This window comes from Nocardia sp. NPDC024068, assembly GCF_040638875.1.
GTDB lineage: Bacteria > Actinomycetota > Actinomycetes > Mycobacteriales > Mycobacteriaceae > Nocardia.
Genome location: NZ_JBEZYU010000028.1, coordinates 1 through 17,704 on the forward strand (window position 1 = coordinate 1; position 17,704 = coordinate 17,704).

Consider the following 17,704-nt stretch of genomic DNA (forward strand, 5'->3'; position numbering starts at 1 on the left):
GGGCCAGGTAGGGCGATGGCGTGTCGGTGGAATCGTCCGGGCGCGTTCCGGGGGTGGGCCGGGAGCGCCCGGGGCGTATCCCCGGGCGCGGACGACCGCTCGAGGTGGGTCTAACGCTGGGTGCTGCCCGCGTCCACCGGCAGAGTTACCGCGGTGATGTAGCGGGCCTCGTCGGAGGCCAGGAACAGCGCGGCGTTCGCGATATCCACCGGTTCCACCCACGGAATCGGCAGCATGTTCATGGTTTTCGCGGCCTCGGCGAATTCCTCGCGGGTGGGGTTCTCGAGGTCGGGGCGGAACGATCGGCGGACCATATCGTTCTGGATCATGGGGGTGTCCACGTTGGTGGGATGTACCGAGTTCACCCGGATCCCGTGCGGCGCCAGCTCCTGGGCCAGCGAGCGCATCAGGCCGACCACCCCGTGTTTCGCGGCCACATAGTGCGCCACCCCCACCAGCCCGACCAGCCCCGCGATGGAGCTGGTCAGGATCATGGACCCGCTGCCGCGCGCGATGAGATGCGGGGTGGCGGCCTTGCAGGTCTGCCAGACGCCGGTGAGGTTGACGTCGAGCATCGTCCGCCATTGGTCCTCGGTCAGTTGCAGACCCGGTGCGCTGGAGGTGATTCCGGCGGTGGCGCACACAATGTCCAGGCCGCCGAATTCATTCACCGCGTTATCGGTCGCCGCGCGCAGCGCCGCGCCGTCGCGGACGTCGACGGTGGCGGCCATGACCCGCGCGCCGGTCTGCTCGACCGCGCGGACGGTCTGTTCGAGATCTTCCGGTGTCGCCGGGGGGATGATCACCGTATCCACCGGCCCGCAGATATCGAGGGCGACGATATCGGCGCCTTCTTCGGCGAGCCGTACCGCCTGCGCCCGCCCGATCCCGCGTGCCGCGCCGGTGACCAGCGCTACCTTGCCCGAAACCCGTCCCATCTCACACCTTCTGAGTAAGTCCGGCGTCCACCACGAGCTGGGTTCCGGTGACGTACCGGGACTCGTCGGACGCGAAGAACAACACGGCATTGCTGATATCCACCGGATCGACCCAGGGGACCGGGAGGATATTGCGGCGCGCGAGCGCGGCCGCGGCGTCCTCGCGCGTCGGATTCGGCAGGTCGGGGCGCACTTTCGCGTACACCTCGTCGTTCAGGATCATCGGCGTCGCCACCGAACCGGGGTGCACGATATTGACCCGGACCCCCTGCGGCCCGAGTTCGTTGGCCAGGGTTTTCACCAGGCCCGACACCGCGTGCTTACTCGCGGAATAGTGTGCGGCCGAGGCGCCGCCCTTCACCCCGTTCACCGAGCCGACGACCACGATCGAACCACCCGCGCCCAGATGGGGTGCGCCCGCGCGCACGGTATGCCAGACGCCGGTGAGGTTGATATCGAGGGCGCGCTGCCACGACTCGTCGGAAAGTTCCCAGGCGGGAGCCAGATCCGCGTAGACACCGGCATTGGCGACCACCACGTCGAGGCGTCCGGTCTGGGCCACCCCGGTGTTCACCGCCTCCTCGACGGCCAGCGGATCCCGCACATCGGCGAAACCGGTGACGCACCGGCGGCCGCGACTCTCCACCTCCTCGGCCAGCACCGCCAGCCCGGCCGCGTGCTGCTCGAGGTCGAGCGCGAGGATATCGGCGCCCTCGTCGGCCAACCGTAAGCAGTGGGCGCGACCCATCCCACCGGCCGCGCCCGTCACCACCGCTACCCGGTCCTGCAGGCGCGTCATCGGGCGCCTCCGGCTAATACTGTGTTCATCGGGCCGACGGTAGGGACTCCGGGTGCCCCTGAAGCCCGATGCTCCCGGTCACCGGGCACCGGCGGCGGCCGTTCCCGGTGACCGGGAACGGCTCTTCCGCCGCCGCTACGGGACGACGACCGCCCGGCCGCGCAGGGTGCCCGCGGCGAGTTTGCGGTAGGCCTCCGGGGCGTCGTCCAGGGTGAACCGTTCGACGGCGATATCGAGCACACCCTCGTGCGCGAGGTCGATGAGTTCGATCAGCTCGGAGCGGGCGCCCCAGTAGGGCGAGGTCGCGGTCGCCTCGTAGGGGCTGCTCCCGAATCCGATCCGGGCCACCGATTTGAAATCGCCGACACCGACGACGGTCACATCGGAATCCACCCCGGCCACCGCCATCGCGGTATCGATCGTCGGCTGGTACCCGACGAAATCCAGGACCAGGTTCGCTCCGGCCGGGCCGGTGATCTTGCGGACGTTGTCGGCGGCTTTATCGTCGGACAGGACCGCCTCGTGCGCGCCCACCGACCGCGCGAAGTCCAGTTTCTCGTCGCTGACATCCAGCGCGATGATCCGGGTGGACGACAGATGGCGCAGCAGCTGGATCGCGACATGGCCGAGCCCGCCGCTGCCGATCACCACCGTCCACGACCCGGGGCGCAGCTTGCTCATCGAGCGCTTGATCGCGTGATAGGGCGTCAGCCCGGCATCGGTGAGCGGCACCGTCGACACCGGGTCCAGATCGCCGATCGGTACCAGGTGGCGCGGCGAATCCACGATCAGATACTCGGCGATCGCGCCGGGCGAGCCCAGCCCGGGCGGCAGGATGCCCAGTTCGGCCGCCCGGGAGCAGTAGTTCTCCTGACCCTGCGCGCAGAACCAGCAATTCCCGCACCCCCACGGCCCGTAGACCACGACATCGGTGCCGATATCGATACCCTTGACGCCGTCGCCGACGGCTTCGACCCGGCCCGCCCCCTCGTGTCCGAGGGTCAGCGGGAGTTCGATTCCGAACATCTCCGGGGGATTGTTCATGACGAAATCGTCGGAGTGGCAGACCCCGGCCGCGGTGACCTTCAGCAGGACTTCGCCGGGGCCGGGTTCGGGTTTCGGGATCTCGCGAACCTCGGGTTCCTTCCCGGGCGTCACGTATTGCAGTGCCTTCATTGCGCCTGTCCTCTCTGAGCCGAGCGACTGGGTGCGTACTGGTGGAACGGCGGAGAACGTGCGGAGACAATCTTGGTGACCAGGCTAGTTCCGCCCGCGCCGGGCCGGAAGTATTTACGGAAACGCCCCGGCGCGGCGGAACGACAGCGGCGGGGCGCCTCCGGATTCGGGATCTGTTCAACCCGCCCCGCTATCGGCCAAGCATTTGCTAGGTTTCCTGCGTATGGGACACCGGGGCATTGCCGTCACCCTGACCGCCGTGGCCGCGCTGGTCGTGGGACTCCTGGGGCCGGGCAGCGGTCCCGCGCGCGCGGACGTGCTACCGGTCGCCTACGACTTCTTCTCCGGTATCCCCGCCGAACTCACGAACCCGGGCGGGTCGTTGCCGGGATCCAACGATTTCGGATGCGAGCCCTCGGCGCGTCACCCCAATCCGGTGATCCTGATGCACGGCACCGGCGGTTCTCAGCAGACCAACTGGGGAACCTACGCCCCGCTGCTCGCCAACGAGGGCTACTGCGTTTTCGCGCCGACCTACGGTGCGATCCCCGGTCTGCCCTGGCCCTTCACCGCGGTCGGCGGGATGGGGCTCATGACCGACAGTGCCCGGCAGTTCGGCGCGTTCGTCGACGCGGTTCTGCGGGCGACGGGCGCGGAGAGGGTCGATGTTGTCGGGCATTCGCAGGGCACCATCGTGCCGGCCTACTACGCGAAATACCTGGGCGGGCAGGACAAGATCGAGAACTATGTCTCGCTGGCACCCGCGTGGCGGGGGACAACGCTGGCCGGTACCGATGTGATCCTGCCGCTGGTGCGACGCCTCGGTATCCCGGCCGACCGGATCCCGCTGTGCCAGGCGTGCGCCGAACTCGACCCGGACTCGCCCTTCTTGCAGAAGGTCCGGGAAGGCGGTTACTACCTGCCGACGATCCGATACACCAATATCGGGACCCGCTACGACGAACTCGTCGTGCCCTACTGGGCGAGCATGCCTCCCGGTGGCGCGAACGTCCGCAATATCGTCGTTCAGGACGGGTGTCCGTCCGACTACACCGAGCACGCGGGTATCGCCGGCTCCCGGCGCGCCGCCCACTTCGTCCTGAACGCGCTCGACCCCGGCAACCCGCGTCCCGTCCCGTGCGACCGTGCCGCACCGCTCAGCGGCAGTCCCTTCTGAGGGCGTCCGCGCCGGCGGTCCGCCGGTGGTGTCAGCGGTCGGCGGGCGGGCGGATACCGGTGTACCAGTCGAGCAGGTCGGGGTCGTCCACGGCGCTGCGCTCCACCACCCGCGCCGGGTCCGCGCCTTGGAAGAGCCGCTTGATCGGGACCTCGAGCTTCTTACCCGTCCGGGTGTGCGGGACCGCCGGTGCGGCCAGGATCTCGTCCGGCACATGACGCGGTGACACCTCGGTGCGGATGACCTCTTTGATGCGGTCGCGCAACTCCTCGGTGAGTTCGGCGCCGGGCGCCAGCACCACGAACAGCGGCATCCAATAGCCACCGTCGGGTTGTTCGGCACCGATGACCAGGGCCTCGGCGATCTCCGGCAGCCGCTCGACGGCCTGGTAGATATCGGCGCTGCCCATCCGGATACCGTGCCTGTTCAGCGTGGAATCGGACCGCCCGTGCACCACCACGCTGCCGCGGCCGGTGAGCGTGATCCAATCCCCGTGCCGCCAGATGCCGGGATAGGTGTCGAAATAGGCGTCGTGATACCGGTGGCCTTCCGGGTCGTTCCAGAAACGCACCGGCATCGACGGCATGGGGGCGGTCACCACCAATTCCCCGACTTCACCGCGCACCGGTTGCCCCACCTCGTCGAAAGCGTCCAGCGCGACACCCAGATACGGGGCCGACAGCTCACCCGGCCACACCGGTACCGTGCGCACACCACCGGCGAATGCCGAGACGACATCGGTGCCGCCGCTGATCGACGCGACCGGGACACCGCCCGCGTTCTCGTGCAGCCACAGCGCCGACGCCGGCGGCAGCGACGAGCCGGTGATACCGATCATCCGCAGCGCCGACAGGTCGTGATCGGACGCCGGGACCGAACCGGCCTTCATACAACCCAGGACATAGCCGGGGCTGGTACCCAGCACCGTGGTGCCGGTCCGGGCGGCGATCTCCCACAGCGAATCCGGTGCGGGATGGGCGGGGCTGCCGTCGTAACAGACGATGGTCGACCCCGTGAGCAGGCCCGCGACCTGGAAGTTCCACATCATCCAGCTCGGGCTGGTGTACCAGAAGAAGGTATCGCCGGGACCGATATCCGACTGCAGACCAACGGCTTTGAGGTGTTCGAGGACGACCCCGCCGTGTCCGTGCACGATTCCCTTGGGCAGACCGGTGGTACCGGAGGAGAAGACGATCCACAGCGGATGCGCGAAATCCACCGCCTCGGTCTCCGGAACCGGATCACCGGCGGCATCCGCCGCCACCGCCCACGAGGTGCTGTCCGGAATCTCCACACCCAGCCGGGGCACCACAACCGTGGCCCGCAGGCTCGGCAACCCCGCCCGCAACGCGGCGATATCCGCGCTCTTGTCGTGCGTCTTCCCGCCGTAGCGGTAGCCGTCGGCGGTCACCAGCACGACGGGCTCGAGCTGGCCCAGCCGGTCCAGCGCCGCCTTGGCGGTGTAATCCTGACCGCAGGCGCTCCAGATCGCGCCGGTGGCGGCAGTACCGAGAAACGCGATCACGGTTTCGGTGATATTCGGCAGATAGCCGATCACACGATCGCCGGGACGTACGCCGAGACCGCGCAGGGTGTGCGCGAAGGCGGCGGCCCGCGTGAGCAACTCGGCCCACGAGGTCTCGGTGACCTCCGCGGTCCCCTCGGTCACCTGCAGGATCGCCGGCCGGTCGGTGCGTGCCTGCGCGGCGACCCGGTCCACGTAGTTGAGGGTGGTCCCGGGAAACCAGCGGGCGTCGGGCATCTCCGGGCACGGCAACACCTCACCGGCGACCGGACCGAGCTCGAAGTACTCCCAGACCGCCAGCCAGAAATCGGGCAGGTTGTCCACCGACCACCGCCACAGGGTCTGGTAGTCCGGCAGTTCGGCACCGGTACGCGTGGTGACGAAGCGGGCGAAATCGGTGACCCGGGCATCGGCGATATCCCGTTCGGTCGGTACCCACTGAGGTTCCACCGGTGTACAACCCTTCTGTGTCTATGGCGGCGCCTTCGGCGCCGCGGGTCGGGGCCCTATCAACCCCGGTCTTCACTCCCGCCGGTCGGTCGCTGCGCTCCCTCCCTCTGGTCGCTCCAGACCGGGGCGGGCCCCGACCATGGATGCGACCGTCCGGATAGACCGCGGGAAGATCCACGATCCCACGCCAGGGGAAACCTGAGGCGGTTCCGCTGATCGTGTAAGTGCTCAACGGTCGCAAGCTGTGGACGGGGTGTGCACCCGCTCCCTCCCTCTGGTCGCTCCAGACTCGGGCGGGCCACGCCCACGGATGCGACCGTCCGGAAGAGACGGAGGTGCGGATCGCGCGGTCTGGGCCGGTCTTACGTCACTGTAGTGCTGGATCGTCTTCGTTCGTGGAGTGTTTCCGGCAGGCGACTGCACGGCCGCGAACCGGTGGGCGGTTATTCGGGTGCGCGTCGCAGGAGTTGCTCGGCGTGCCGGAGCAGGGGAGCATCCACCATCTTGCCTTCGTAGGCGAACACGCCGCGGTGGTTCGGGGCCGCGTCGAGAACGCCCCGTGCCCAGGCGATATCGTCCTCCGACGGCGCGTAGGCGGCGCGGATGACGGGGATCTGCGACGGGTGGATCGCGACTTTGATCTCGAAGCCCACGGCGACCGCGTCCTCGGCCTCGGCGCGCAGGCCGTCGAGATCCTTGATGTTCAGGTACACCATGTCCAGTGCGAGGCGCTGATGCGCTTTGGCGGCGAGTAGACCGCTGCTGCGCAGGTGCCGGGCCACATCGCGGTAGCTGCCGTCGGCGCGGCGGGTGCCGGTGCCGCCCATGGCGGCCACCAGATCCTCCACCCCGCACATCACGCCGCGGGTATTGGGTGCGGTGGCGATCTGCTGGATGGCCAGCGCTCCGAGCGGAGATTCGATCAACGCGAAAACCTGATACCCGGATAGGCCGGTGACCTGCTGTACGGACTCGGTTTTCGGCAGCATGACCAGCCGGTAGGACGTCTCCCGCAGGGCCCGCAGATCGAGGTCGTGTTCGGGCGTGCCCGCCGGATTGACCCGCACCACGGTGGTTTCCGGGTCGAGCGGGGTGTCGACCAGGGCCTTGCGCGCGGCGGGTTTATCGGCGGGCGCGACACCGTCCTCGAGATCGAGGATCACCACATCGGCGGCGGCCGCGGCCTTCTGGTAGCGCTCGGGGCGGTCGGCGGGACAGAACAGCCACGCCGGTCCGGGGGACTGCCAGGTGGAGTCGGGGCGGTGTTGATCGGTCATGGGTGTCTCCTCCTCACCGGTCGTGGCCTCACGCCTGGTCCGCTGCCGGACGCAGGCGGATCAGGGCGTGACGCACGGCCACTCCCACCACGGCGCCGTGCTGGTTGCGGCCCACATGCCGGAACGTGACCACGCCCTGGCCGGGGCGGCTCTTCGATTCCCGTTTATCGAGCACCACGGTCTCGGTGTACAGGGTGTCGCCGTGGAACAGCGGCGCCGGGAACTTCACCTCTTCGAAACCGAGGTTGGCCACGGTGGTGCCCTGGGTCAGATGCGCCACCGCCTGCCCGATCATGGTGCCCAGGGTGAACAGCGAGTTGACCAGCCGCTCGTGGAACGGTTCCTGCGCGTCGCTGAAGGCCTTGTCGATATGCAGGCCCTGGGTATTCATGGTGAGGGTGCTGAACAGCACGTTATCGGTCTCGGTCATGGTGCGGCCGGGCCGATGCTCGTAGAGGACACCGGTTTCCAGCTCCTCGAACCACAGGCCGGTCTGCACGACCCGTTTCAGGTCGGTGGTGTCGTGGTCGACATCCTTGGTGATCTTCCCGCCGCTCACAGGCCGAGCTCCCGTCCGATCAGCATGAGTTGTACCTCCGTGGTGCCCTCGCCGATTTCGAGGATCTTGCTGTCCCGGTAGTGCCGGGCCACCGGATATTCGTTCATGAACCCGTAGCCGCCGAAGATCTGGGTGGCGTCGCGGGCGTTGTCCATCGCGGCTTCGCTGGCCACCAGTTTGGCGATGGCGGCCTGCTTCTTGAAGGGTTTACCGGCGAGCATCAACGCCGCGGCGTCGTAGTAGGCGGTGCGGGCGGTATGCGCGCGGGCCTCCATCCGGGCGATCTTGAAGGCGATGGCCTGGTTGCTGCCGATCGTCCGGCCGAAGGCCTCCCGCTCCCCGGCGTAGCGCACGCATTCGTCCACACAACCCTGGGCCGCGCCCACCGACAGCGCCGCGATGGCGATCCGGCCCTCGTCCAGGATGCGCAGGAAGTTGGCATACCCGCGCCCGCGTTCACCCAGCAGATTCTCCTTCGGCACCCGCACATCGGTGAAGGTCAGCGGATGGGTGTCCGAGGCGTTCCAGCCGACCTTGTTGTAGGCCGGTTCGGCGGTGAAACCGGGAGTGCCGGTGGGCACCAGGATCGTGGAGATCTCCTTCTTCCCGCCGGACTGCCCGGTCACCGCGGCAACGGTCACCAGGGCGGTGATATCGGTTCCGGAGTTGGTGATGAACTGCTTGTTGCCGTTGATCACCCAGCTGTCACCGTCCTCGACCGCGGTAGTGCGGGTGCCGCCCGCGTCACTGCCCGCGCCGGGTTCGGTGAGCCCGAAGGCGCCGAGGTTCTGCCCGCTCGCCAGCCGCGGCAGCCATTCCTGTCTCTGCTTCTCATCGCCGAACCGGTAGACGGGCATCGCGCCGAGCGACACCCCCGCTTCGAGGGTGATGGCGACGCTCTGGTCGATCTTGCCGAGTTCCTCCAGGGCCAGGCAGAGCGCGAAATAGTCGCCACCCATCCCGCCGTACTCCTCCGGGAACGGCAGCCCGAACAGGCCCATCCGGGCCATCCCCGCCACCACTTCGTACGGGAAGCTGTGCTCGGCATCGTGTTTCGCCGCCACGGGCGCGACCACCTGGTTCGCGAAATCACGGACGGTGAGCGCCAGATCGCGGTAGTGGTCCGGCAGTGTGCCGGTGGACAGGAAATCGGTCACCTGTGCCTCATCTCGTTCTCGTGGGTCGGGGGTGCGCGCTCAGGCCGACGCGATACCGGCGGGCGCGGCGGTATCGGTATCGCTGTCGGGCGCGGGTTCGGGATGGACGCGGGCGAGCACCTCGTCCAGCCGGACCGAGGCGCCCGGTTCCACCAGGATCTCGAGGGTGCCCGCCAGGGGAGCGGTCAGCGAATGTTCCATCTTCATCGCCTCGACCACCAGTACCGGCGCGCCCGCGGCGACCGTGCCGCCGGGTTCCGCGCTGATCGCGAGCACGGTTCCCGGCATGGGGCTGCGGATCTCGGCGTCGTGGGCGGCGGCGTCACCGGCGCGGACGGACTCCTCGGTCAGTTCGCGCAGCAGCGCCACCCCGGCTTCGCCGGTCGACCACAGGTGCGCACCGGATTCCGCGATCCGGTAGCGGTGCCGGATCCCGTCGAGAGTGAGGAACACGGTGCGCGCCGCGGAGTCGGCGCTCGCGGTGTCGAGTTCGGCGGTGAGCGCGACCGGATCGGCCTCCTCGATCCGCAGCTCGGCCGATTCCGGTGTGCCGGTGAGGTAGACGTGGGCGATCCGGTCACCGCCGGCCAGCCGGATCCGGGTCGGCGCGGCGGAACCGACCCGCCAGCCGGTCGGGAAGTCCCACGGGTCCGCCGGCCCGGACGGCCAGCGCCGCAGCCAGCGGTACACGGCCGCGGCGGCGAACATCTCGTCGGTCACCGGCGCGGCCCGGAAATCACCGGCCCGCCGGTCCAGCAGCGCGGTATCCAGCCGTCCGGCCGCCACATCGGGATCGGCCAGCAGGAATCGGAGGAAGTCGATATTGGTGGTCACGCCCAGCACGGCCGTATCGGCGAGCGCGCGATCGAGGGCCGCCAGGGCCGCGTCGCGGTCCGGTCCGTGCGCGATGACCTTGGACAGCATCGGGTCGTAGTCGCTGCCCACGACGGTGCCCACCGCGAGCCCGGAATCGACCCGCACGCCCGGACCCGCCGGTTCCGTCAGATCCAGGACCGTACCGCCGGTGGGCAGGAAATCGCGGGCCGGGTCCTCGGCGTAGACCCGCGCCTCGATCGCGTGACCGTGCAGCCGGATCTCGTCCTGGGTGGCGCGGATCCGCTGTCCGGCCGCGATCCGGACCTGGCATTCCACCAGGTCGTATCCGGTGACCATTTCGGTGACCGGATGTTCGACCTGGAGGCGGGTGTTCATCTCCATGAAGAAGAACTCGCCCGGCCGGTCGGCGGAGACGATGAACTCCACCGTGCCCGCGCCCACATAGTCGACGCTGCGCGCGGTGGCGCAGGCCGCGGCGCCGATCCGCTCGCGGGTCTGCGTGTCCAGCAGCGGTGAAGGCGCTTCCTCGATCACCTTCTGATGCCGCCGTTGCAGACTGCATTCCCGTTCCCCCAGGTGCAGCACGGTCCCGTGGGTATCGGCCAGGATCTGCACCTCGATATGCCGGGGCCGGGTGACGAACCGCTCCAGGAACAGGGTGTCGTCACCGAAGGCCGAGGCGGCCTCCCGCCGGGCGCTCACCAGGGCCGCGGGCAGTTCGGCCGGATCGTCGACGCGGCGCATCCCCTTGCCGCCGCCACCGGCCGACGGTTTCACCAGTACCGGGTAGCCGATCTCGGTGGCCGCCTCGATCAGGGCCGCGTCGGTGAGCCCGGGTTCCGCGATCCCCGGTACCACCGGTACACCGGAGGCGGATACCGTCGTTTTCGCGGTGATCTTGTCGCCCATGACCTCGATCGCCTTGGCCGGGGGACCCAGGAACACGATCCCGGCGGTTTCCAGCGCGGCCGCGAATGCCGCGTTCTCGGAAAGGAATCCGTAGCCGGGATGTACCGCCTGCGCGCCGGTGCGCCGGGCGGCGTCCACGACCGCGTCGATGTTCAGATAGCTCTCGCGTGCCGCCGCGGGACCGAGCCGCACCGCGGTATCGGCGGCGCGTACATGCGCGGCGTCGGCGTCGGCGTCGCTGTACACCGCGACCGAGCGCAGTCCCATCGCCCGCAGCGTACGCAGCACCCGGACGGCGATCTCACCGCGATTGGCCACCAGCACCGTGTCGAACGGGAGGGGATGATTCGAATTCAGCATCGTGCTCACATCCGGAAGACGCCGTAGGAGACCGGTTCCAGCGGCGCCTGGGCGCACACCGACAGTGCCAGTCCCAGCACGGTGCGGGTATCGGCGGGGTCGATGACCCCGTCGTCCCACAGTCGCGCGGTCGAATAGTAGGGGTTGCCCTGGGCCTCGTACTGCCGCCGGATCGGTTCCTTGAACGCCTCCTGGTCGGCCTCGCTCCACGGCTGCCCGTTGCCGTCGAGCTGGTCGCCGCGCACCGTGGCCAGCACCGACGCCGCCTGCTCGCCGCCCATCACCGAGATCCGCGCGTTCGGCCACATCCACAGGAACCGGGGCGAATAGGCCCGGCCGCACATCGAATAGTTGCCCGCGCCGTAGGATCCGCCGATCACGACGGTGAGCTTCGGGACCCGGGCGCACGCCACCGCGGTCACCATCTTCGCCCCGTGTTTGGCGATACCGCCCGCCTCGTAGTCGCGGCCCACCATGAACCCGGTGATGTTCTGCAGGAACAGCAGCGGTATCTCGCGCTTATCGCAGAGTTCGATGAAATGCGCGCCCTTCATGGCGGATTCGCTGAACAGCACACCGTTGTTGGCGACGATTCCCACCGGATGCCCGTGGATATGCGCGAATCCGGTGACCAGGGTGGTCCCGTATTCGGCCTTGAATTCGTGGAACCCGGCCGCGCCGCTGTCGTCGGCGTCGACGAGGCGCGAGATCACCTCGCGCACATCGTAGGGCGTGCGCAGATCCGCGGGCACCACGTCGTACAGCTCGTCCACGGGTGCGGCCGGTTCCCGGGCGGGCCGCACCTCCCAGGCCGGTTCCGGCCGCGGACCCAGGGTGCCGATGATCCGGCGCACGATCGCCAGCGCGTCACGATCATCGTCGGCCAGATGGTCGGTGACCCCCGAAGTGCGCGAATGCAGCGCCCCGCCGCCCAGCTCCTCGGCGGTGACCACCTCACCGGTGGCGGCCTTCACCAGGGGCGGGCCGCCGAGGAAGATCGTGCCCTGGTCCCGCACGATCACCGCCTCGTCGCTCATCGCCGGCACATAGGCCCCGCCCGCGGTACACGACCCCAGCACGGCCGCGATCTGCGCGATCCCGCGGGCGCTCATGGTGGCCTGGTTGTAGAAGATGCGGCCGAAATGCTCCCGGTCGGGGAAGACCTCGTCCTGTTCGGGGAGGTAGGCGCCGCCGGAGTCGACCAGGTACACGCACGGCAGGTTGTTGTGCAGCGCCACTTCCTGGGCGCGCAGATGCTTCTTCACCGTCACCGGGTAGTACGTGCCGCCCTTGACGGTGGCGTCGTTGGCGACGATCACGCATTCGCGGCCCGCCACCCGTCCGATCCCGGTGATGATCCCGGCGCCCGGTGAGTCGCCGCCGTACATTCCGTCGGCGGCCAGCGGTGACAGTTCCAGGAACGGGCTGCCGGGGTCGAGCAGTTGGTCCACCCGATCGCGCGGCAGGAGTTTGCCGCGGGCGATATGGCGTTGCCGCGCCTTCTCCGGACCGCCGCGCGCGGTCTCGGCGAGACGGCGGCGCAGCTCATCGACCAAGGCCAGGTTCGCCGTGCGGTTATCGCCTACGGACCGGGCGGCGGGCACGGGGCTCGCGGTGCGGGTCATCGCGTCATCCTGCCATCTGAGTTAATCGCTGATAACTGAAACAGAGGTTAATCTTGACTAACCGAGTTGTCCAGAGCATGCGAAAGGAGTGCGGGTGACCAGTGCCGATTCTGCCACCCCGACACGTCGCGAACAGCTGAAGCAGCAGCGCCGCGATCAACTCCTGGCCGCCGGGGCACGGCTCATCGCCGAGCGCGGATACCTCGGGATGCGGCTCGACGATCTGGGCGCCGCGGTCGGGATCAGCGGCCCCGCCGTGTACCGGCATTTCCCCAACAAGGAGGCGCTGCTGGTCGAGTTGCTGGTCGGGGTGAGCCGCCGGTTGCTGGAAGGCGGCAGCGCTGTCGTCGCCGGGGCGGCCGATCCGCGGCCGGCGCTGGACGGGCTGGTGGAATTCCACCTCGACTTCGCACTCGGCGAACCCGAGTTGATCCGCATCCAGGACCGCGACCTCGACAATGTCCCGCTGCCCGCACGTCGCGAGATCCGGCGTACCCAGCGCCGGTATGTGGAGGTCTGGGTGGGGGTGCTGTGCGAACTCACCCCCGGGCTGGACGAGGACACCGCCCGGGTCCAGGCCCACGCGGTGTTCGGCCTGCTCAACTCCACCCCGCACAGCGCCGGACCGGTCCGCGGAGGTACCCGCCCGGTATTACGCGCAATGGCACTCGCTGCCCTCACCGGTCCCTCGTCCGGCTGAATCCACCGGGTCGGGGTCGGACGGAATCGGTGCCCTCGCAGATGGCCGGGTCCGTGGACATTCCGAAACCGGGGATGCCGGGAGTTGCCGGTATCCGTTGTGATGCAACGTCATCGAGGACGGCGAGAAATCCCACCGCCGATCTGCCGCTTGTCACCGGCGCGACGTAAGGTCGCCGCCATGTCCGAGCAGCGGTCCAATCCGCACGACGCGTATTTCCGGAAGGTCATGGCCCGCCCCGACAACGCCGCCTCCGAACTACGCGCCGTGCTTCCCGAAGCGATCACCGCACGCATCGACTGGCCCGCACTGCAACTACATCCGGGCAGCTACGTCCACCCCGACCTGCGCAACCGCTTCAGCGACCTGCTGTTCCGTACCCGTCTGGACGGCCACCCCGCCTACATCTATGTCCTGATGGAACATCAGTCCAGCAGCGACCGGTTCATGGCATTCCGCATGCTCGAGTACATGGTCGCCATCTGGCGTCAGCACCTCGCCCACCACGATCACGAACACAGAAGCCAGCGCGCCAGGAAGACCACCACCCTGCCCGCAATCATCCCCCTGGTGGTCCACAACACCGCCGAGGGCAGCCCCTGGTCACCCTCGCACCCCACCGAACTGGCCGACCTGATCGACCTCGACCCCGCCGCGCGCGAAGCCCTCGGACCTCACCTGCCACGGCTGAGGTTCCTGCTCGACGACGTCGCCGCCCTCGACCCGCGAACGCTGCGCGACCGCGACCTCACCCCTGCGACCAGGGTATTGCTGGTCCTGCAGCGCATCGCCCCCAAGAACACCGCCCTCGGACACGATATGCTGGACTGGCTCGAAGACCTGCGTGCCCTGGAGTCCGGTCCGGACCCACTCGGTGACTATCTGGCCGTTCTGACCTATCTCGTAACGGTCGGTGAAACCGCCGAGGCCGACCTCGCGACGGTTTTCGAACAGCTCGGTCCACGAGCGAAGGAGGCGATAGTGACCACAGCAGACATGATCGAAGCACGCGGGGAAGCCCGCGGTCGCGTCGAAGGTCGCGTCGAAGCTCTGCTGGAGTTGGCGACCGTGAAGTTCGGCGTACTCCCCGCTGTCGCCGTCCGCCGCATCCGCTCGGCCGACTCGGACCAAGTCCGGACCTGGACAGCGCGGGTGCTGACCGCGACCACCCTGGACGAACTGCTCGGCTGAATCCCGGATCCCACCCGCATCGTGCCGCCACGGGCACCCGCGGGTGGGTCAGACCCGCGCGGCTGCCGCTTTTTCGCGGGCCGCGTCGGCGCGGTCGATATCGGCCAGGTCGAAGCCCTTGGTCTCCCGCGCCACCAGCACCGCGACCGCGGTCACCGCGGCCGCCGCTGCCAGATACACCGCGATCGGCACCGCGGAATCGAATTCGTCGAGCAGTTTCACCGCGATCACCGGTGCCAGCGAACCCGCCACGATGGAGGTCACCTGGTAGCCCAGCGAGACCCCCGAATACCGCATCCGGGTCGGGAACATCTCGGCCATGATCGCCGGTTGCGGCGCGTACATGAACGCGTGCGCGACCAGCCCGAGCATGATCGCCGCGGTGATGATCCAGCCGTTGCCGGTATCCATCATCGGGAACGCGATGAAACCCCAGCCCCCCGCCGCCACGGCGCCGACGAAGTAGACCGGCCGCCGGCCCACCCGGTCGGTGAGCCCGCCCACCAGCGGAACCGCCACGAAGTGCACGGCGTGTGCGGCGAGCAGCCACCAGAGGATGTCGGAGGTGCTCATATCGTGCTGCACCTTCAGATAGGTGATGGTGAAGGTGACGACCAGGTAGTACATGATGTTCTCGCCGAATCGCAGTCCCATCGCGGTGAACACGCCCCGCGGGTAGCGCTTCAGCACTTCCACCGCGCTGAACGACGAGGTCGCCACCTGTTCGGCTTCCTCCCGCGCGGCCGTGAAGATCGGTGCGTCGCTGACCTTGGTGCGCACGTAGTACCCGACGAGCACCACCACCGCCGACAGCCAGAACGCGATCCGCCAGCCCCACGACAGGAACGCGTCGTCGGACAGTGTGGAGGTGAGCGCGAGCAGTACCAGGGTGGCGAGCAGGTTGCCGCCCGGGACCCCGGACTGCGGCCAGCTCGCCCAGAATCCGCGGCTGCGGTTCGGACTGTGCTCGGCCACCAGCAGGACCGCGCCGCCCCATTCGCCGCCGACGGCGAACCCTTGCAGGAATCGCAGCACCACCAGTAGTACCGGCGCCAGGTAACCGATCTGGCCGTAGGTCGGCAGGCAGCCCATCAGGAATGTCGACGCCCCCACCAGGACGAGGCTGAACTGCAGTAGCCGTTTGCGGCCGTACTTGTCGCCGAAATGCCCGAAGACCAGCCCGCCCAGGGGGCGTGCCGCGAATCCGACGGCATAGGTGAGGAAGGCCTTCAGGATCGCGTCGAGTTCGCTGTCGGATTCCGGGAAGAAGATCTTGCTGAACACCAGGGTCGCCGCGGTGCCGTACAGGAAGAACTCGTACCACTCCACCACGGTCCCGGCCATGGATGCGGCGACCACCCGGCGCAATCCGCGTCGCTCCGGAGCGGAGTTCCCCGCTGCCCGGGTCGAACCGTCCACGCTCATCGCCTACTCCTCACACGCTCCGGCCCCTCACCGAGACCGGGGCCACAGCGAGTATCACCCCGGGCACGGGCCGTCAGAGGCGATTCGGCGAGGTTGAGTCGTCCTGGTCCGATCAGCGGGATCGAGTTGTTCGCGGCGGCCAACTGCCACGGGTCCGGAGTCTCGCGAGTCGAGGCCGCCGTGTCAGTGGGGGCGTCAGTCCGGCGTCAGTCCGGTGTCAGGCGGATCGGCGACAGTCTTCATCGAGCGGCACGGAGAACCCTCCGAGCGCCCCAACAGAATCCACCGGACATCAGAAGGAGCACATCATGTCCATCACCTCGACCGGCCAGGACGCAGCGACCCAGGGAACCGCCGCCCACGCGGACCGGCCGGAACTCCAGCGGGCGATCGAGGAGATCGTCGCCTCCGGATTCACCGGGCTCACCCTGCGTGTGCACGACGAGCGCGGCGTGTGGGCCGGCGCCGCCGGTGTCAGCGAACTCGGCGGTACCGCGAAGCCGCCGGTCGACGGGCATATCCGGATCGGCAGCAATACCAAGACCTTCACCGCGACCGTGGTGCTGCAACTGGTGGCCGAAGGCAAACTCGAGTTGGACGCCCCGGTAGCGAACACGCTGCCCGAGTTCGGATTCGACGAACGGATCACCGTGCGCATGGTGCTGCGGCACACCAGCGGGATCTTCAACTTCACCGGTGAGTACTTCCCGGACGGCACGGTCGTGCCGGGGATCACGTGCACCATCTCCGGCAAGGAGTGGGTGGACAACCGGTTCGCGACCTACCTGCCGGAAGAGTTGGTACGACTGGCGCTTTCCAAGCCCGCCCGGTTCGAACCGGGCACCGGCTGGAGCTACTCCAACACCAACTACGTGGTGGCCCGGCTGTTGATCGAGAAGGTCACCGGCCGCTCGGTGGCCGAGGAGATGCAGCGGCTGATCCTGGGACCGCTGGGGCTGACGGGCACGATTGCGCCGACCGTCCAGACGGAGGTTCCCGAGCCGCACGCGCACGCCTACTACCGGTACGACGACGCCGGCGTGGAGCAGACGGTCGACGTCACCCGCCAGAACCCGTCCTGGATCAGCAGCGGCGGTGACATGATCTCGACCACCCGCGACCTGCATATCTTCATCTCCGCCCTGAACAGCGGCAAGCTCCTGCCGGCCGAACTGCTCGCCGAGATGCGCACGCCGCATCCGACCGGCATCCCCGGAATGGACTACGGCCTGGGAGTGTTCGTGCAGCAGACCGACGGCGGCACCGTCATCACGCACAACGGTGGCGCCGCGGGGCACGGGGCCCTCATGTTCAGCACGCCGGACGGGACCAAGACCCTGACCGCCGGGTTCAACTATGTGGACGACGCGGCGCTCTCCCTGTCGGTGGAATTCCAGCAGGCGATACAGCTGCTCGTCCGGGAGGTCTTCGGCGGCGAGCAGGCCGGGGCGGCGAACTGATCGGCGACGTATCCGCCCGGCGGCCGCAACGCACCGGCCGGCCGGGTGCCAGGGACGCCGACGCCGGCGACCCTCGCCGCCGCGGTTACCGTCGGGTGCACCGGTGCGAGGACGATATGAGGAGACCCGTGAGCGACGA

At 68.6% G+C, this 17,704-nt stretch carries 14 protein-coding genes; 4 read left to right on the top strand and 10 right to left on the bottom strand.

Annotated elements, in window-relative coordinates:
• Nucleotides 1–110: 110 nt before the first annotated feature.
• From AB0F41_RS20485 to AB0F41_RS20495, 3 genes are all read right to left on the bottom strand, one after another.
• Nucleotides 111–938, bottom strand: a complete 828-nt coding sequence (locus AB0F41_RS20485; protein ID WP_357426047.1) for a mycofactocin-coupled SDR family oxidoreductase — start codon at nt 936–938, stop codon at nt 111–113.
• A 1-nt stretch (nt 939) separates the two neighbouring features.
• A complete protein-coding gene (locus AB0F41_RS20490) occupies nt 940–1,737 on the bottom strand; it encodes a mycofactocin-coupled SDR family oxidoreductase (protein WP_357426049.1) in 798 nt (265 codons plus the stop codon).
• A gap of 135 nt (nt 1,738–1,872) precedes the next feature.
• On the bottom strand, nt 1,873–2,913 hold the full coding sequence (locus AB0F41_RS20495) for an NAD(P)-dependent alcohol dehydrogenase (RefSeq protein WP_357426051.1): 1,041 nt from the start codon (nt 2,911–2,913) through the stop codon (nt 1,873–1,875).
• 223 nt (nt 2,914–3,136) lie between these two features.
• Between AB0F41_RS20495 and AB0F41_RS20500 the strand changes: the two genes are divergently transcribed.
• Nucleotides 3,137–4,090: an alpha/beta fold hydrolase gene (locus tag AB0F41_RS20500; RefSeq protein WP_357426053.1), complete on the top strand. Its 954-nt coding sequence runs from the start codon at nt 3,137–3,139 to the stop codon at nt 4,088–4,090.
• Between the two features lie 31 nt (nt 4,091–4,121).
• Here the strand turns inward: AB0F41_RS20500 and AB0F41_RS20505 are convergent, their stop codons facing one another.
• The 6 genes from AB0F41_RS20505 to AB0F41_RS20530 all read right to left on the bottom strand — a co-directional run bounded on the left by AB0F41_RS20505 (nt 4,122) and on the right by AB0F41_RS20530 (nt 12,789).
• A complete protein-coding gene (locus tag AB0F41_RS20505) occupies nt 4,122–6,065 on the bottom strand; it encodes an acetoacetate--CoA ligase (protein WP_357426055.1) in 1,944 nt (647 codons plus the stop codon).
• 443 nt (nt 6,066–6,508) lie between these two features.
• Entirely contained in the window at nt 6,509–7,342 is an 834-nt protein-coding gene (locus AB0F41_RS20510; RefSeq protein ID WP_357426057.1) for a CoA ester lyase, read from the bottom strand.
• 28 nt (nt 7,343–7,370) lie between these two features.
• Nucleotides 7,371–7,853, bottom strand: a complete 483-nt coding sequence (locus AB0F41_RS20515; protein WP_357426092.1) for a MaoC family dehydratase — start codon at nt 7,851–7,853, stop codon at nt 7,371–7,373.
• Nucleotides 7,854–7,897: 44 nt separating this feature from the next.
• Complete coding sequence (locus AB0F41_RS20520) at nt 7,898–9,058, bottom strand: acyl-CoA dehydrogenase family protein (protein WP_357426059.1); 1,161 nt, start codon at nt 9,056–9,058, stop codon at nt 7,898–7,900.
• Nucleotides 9,059–9,097: 39 nt separating this feature from the next.
• Entirely contained in the window at nt 9,098–11,164 is a 2,067-nt protein-coding gene (locus AB0F41_RS20525; RefSeq protein ID WP_357426061.1) for a biotin carboxylase N-terminal domain-containing protein, read from the bottom strand.
• 5 nt (nt 11,165–11,169) lie between these two features.
• Nucleotides 11,170–12,789, bottom strand: a complete 1,620-nt coding sequence (locus tag AB0F41_RS20530; RefSeq protein WP_357426064.1) for a carboxyl transferase domain-containing protein — start codon at nt 12,787–12,789, stop codon at nt 11,170–11,172.
• 94 nt (nt 12,790–12,883) lie between these two features.
• On the opposite strand from AB0F41_RS20530, the gene AB0F41_RS20535 reads away from it, so the two are divergent.
• A complete protein-coding gene (locus tag AB0F41_RS20535) occupies nt 12,884–13,489 on the top strand; it encodes a TetR/AcrR family transcriptional regulator (protein ID WP_357426066.1) in 606 nt (201 codons plus the stop codon).
• A 180-nt stretch (nt 13,490–13,669) separates the two neighbouring features.
• The gene (locus AB0F41_RS20540) at nt 13,670–14,680 is read left to right on the top strand and encodes an Rpn family recombination-promoting nuclease/putative transposase (RefSeq protein WP_357426068.1); all 1,011 of its coding nucleotides are present in this window, start codon (nt 13,670–13,672) and stop codon (nt 14,678–14,680) included.
• 48 nt (nt 14,681–14,728) lie between these two features.
• Here the strand turns inward: AB0F41_RS20540 and AB0F41_RS20545 are convergent, their stop codons facing one another.
• Nucleotides 14,729–16,105, bottom strand: coding sequence for an MFS transporter (locus tag AB0F41_RS20545; RefSeq protein WP_357426070.1), 1,377 nt, complete (start codon nt 16,103–16,105; stop codon nt 14,729–14,731).
• A gap of 308 nt (nt 16,106–16,413) precedes the next feature.
• Between AB0F41_RS20545 and AB0F41_RS20550 the strand changes: the two genes are divergently transcribed.
• Nucleotides 16,414–17,565 carry a serine hydrolase domain-containing protein gene (locus tag AB0F41_RS20550; protein ID WP_357426072.1) on the top strand — a complete coding sequence of 384 codons (1,152 nt, stop codon included), beginning with the start codon at nt 16,414–16,416 and terminating at the stop codon, nt 17,563–17,565.
• Nucleotides 17,566–17,704 lie beyond the last annotated feature (139 nt).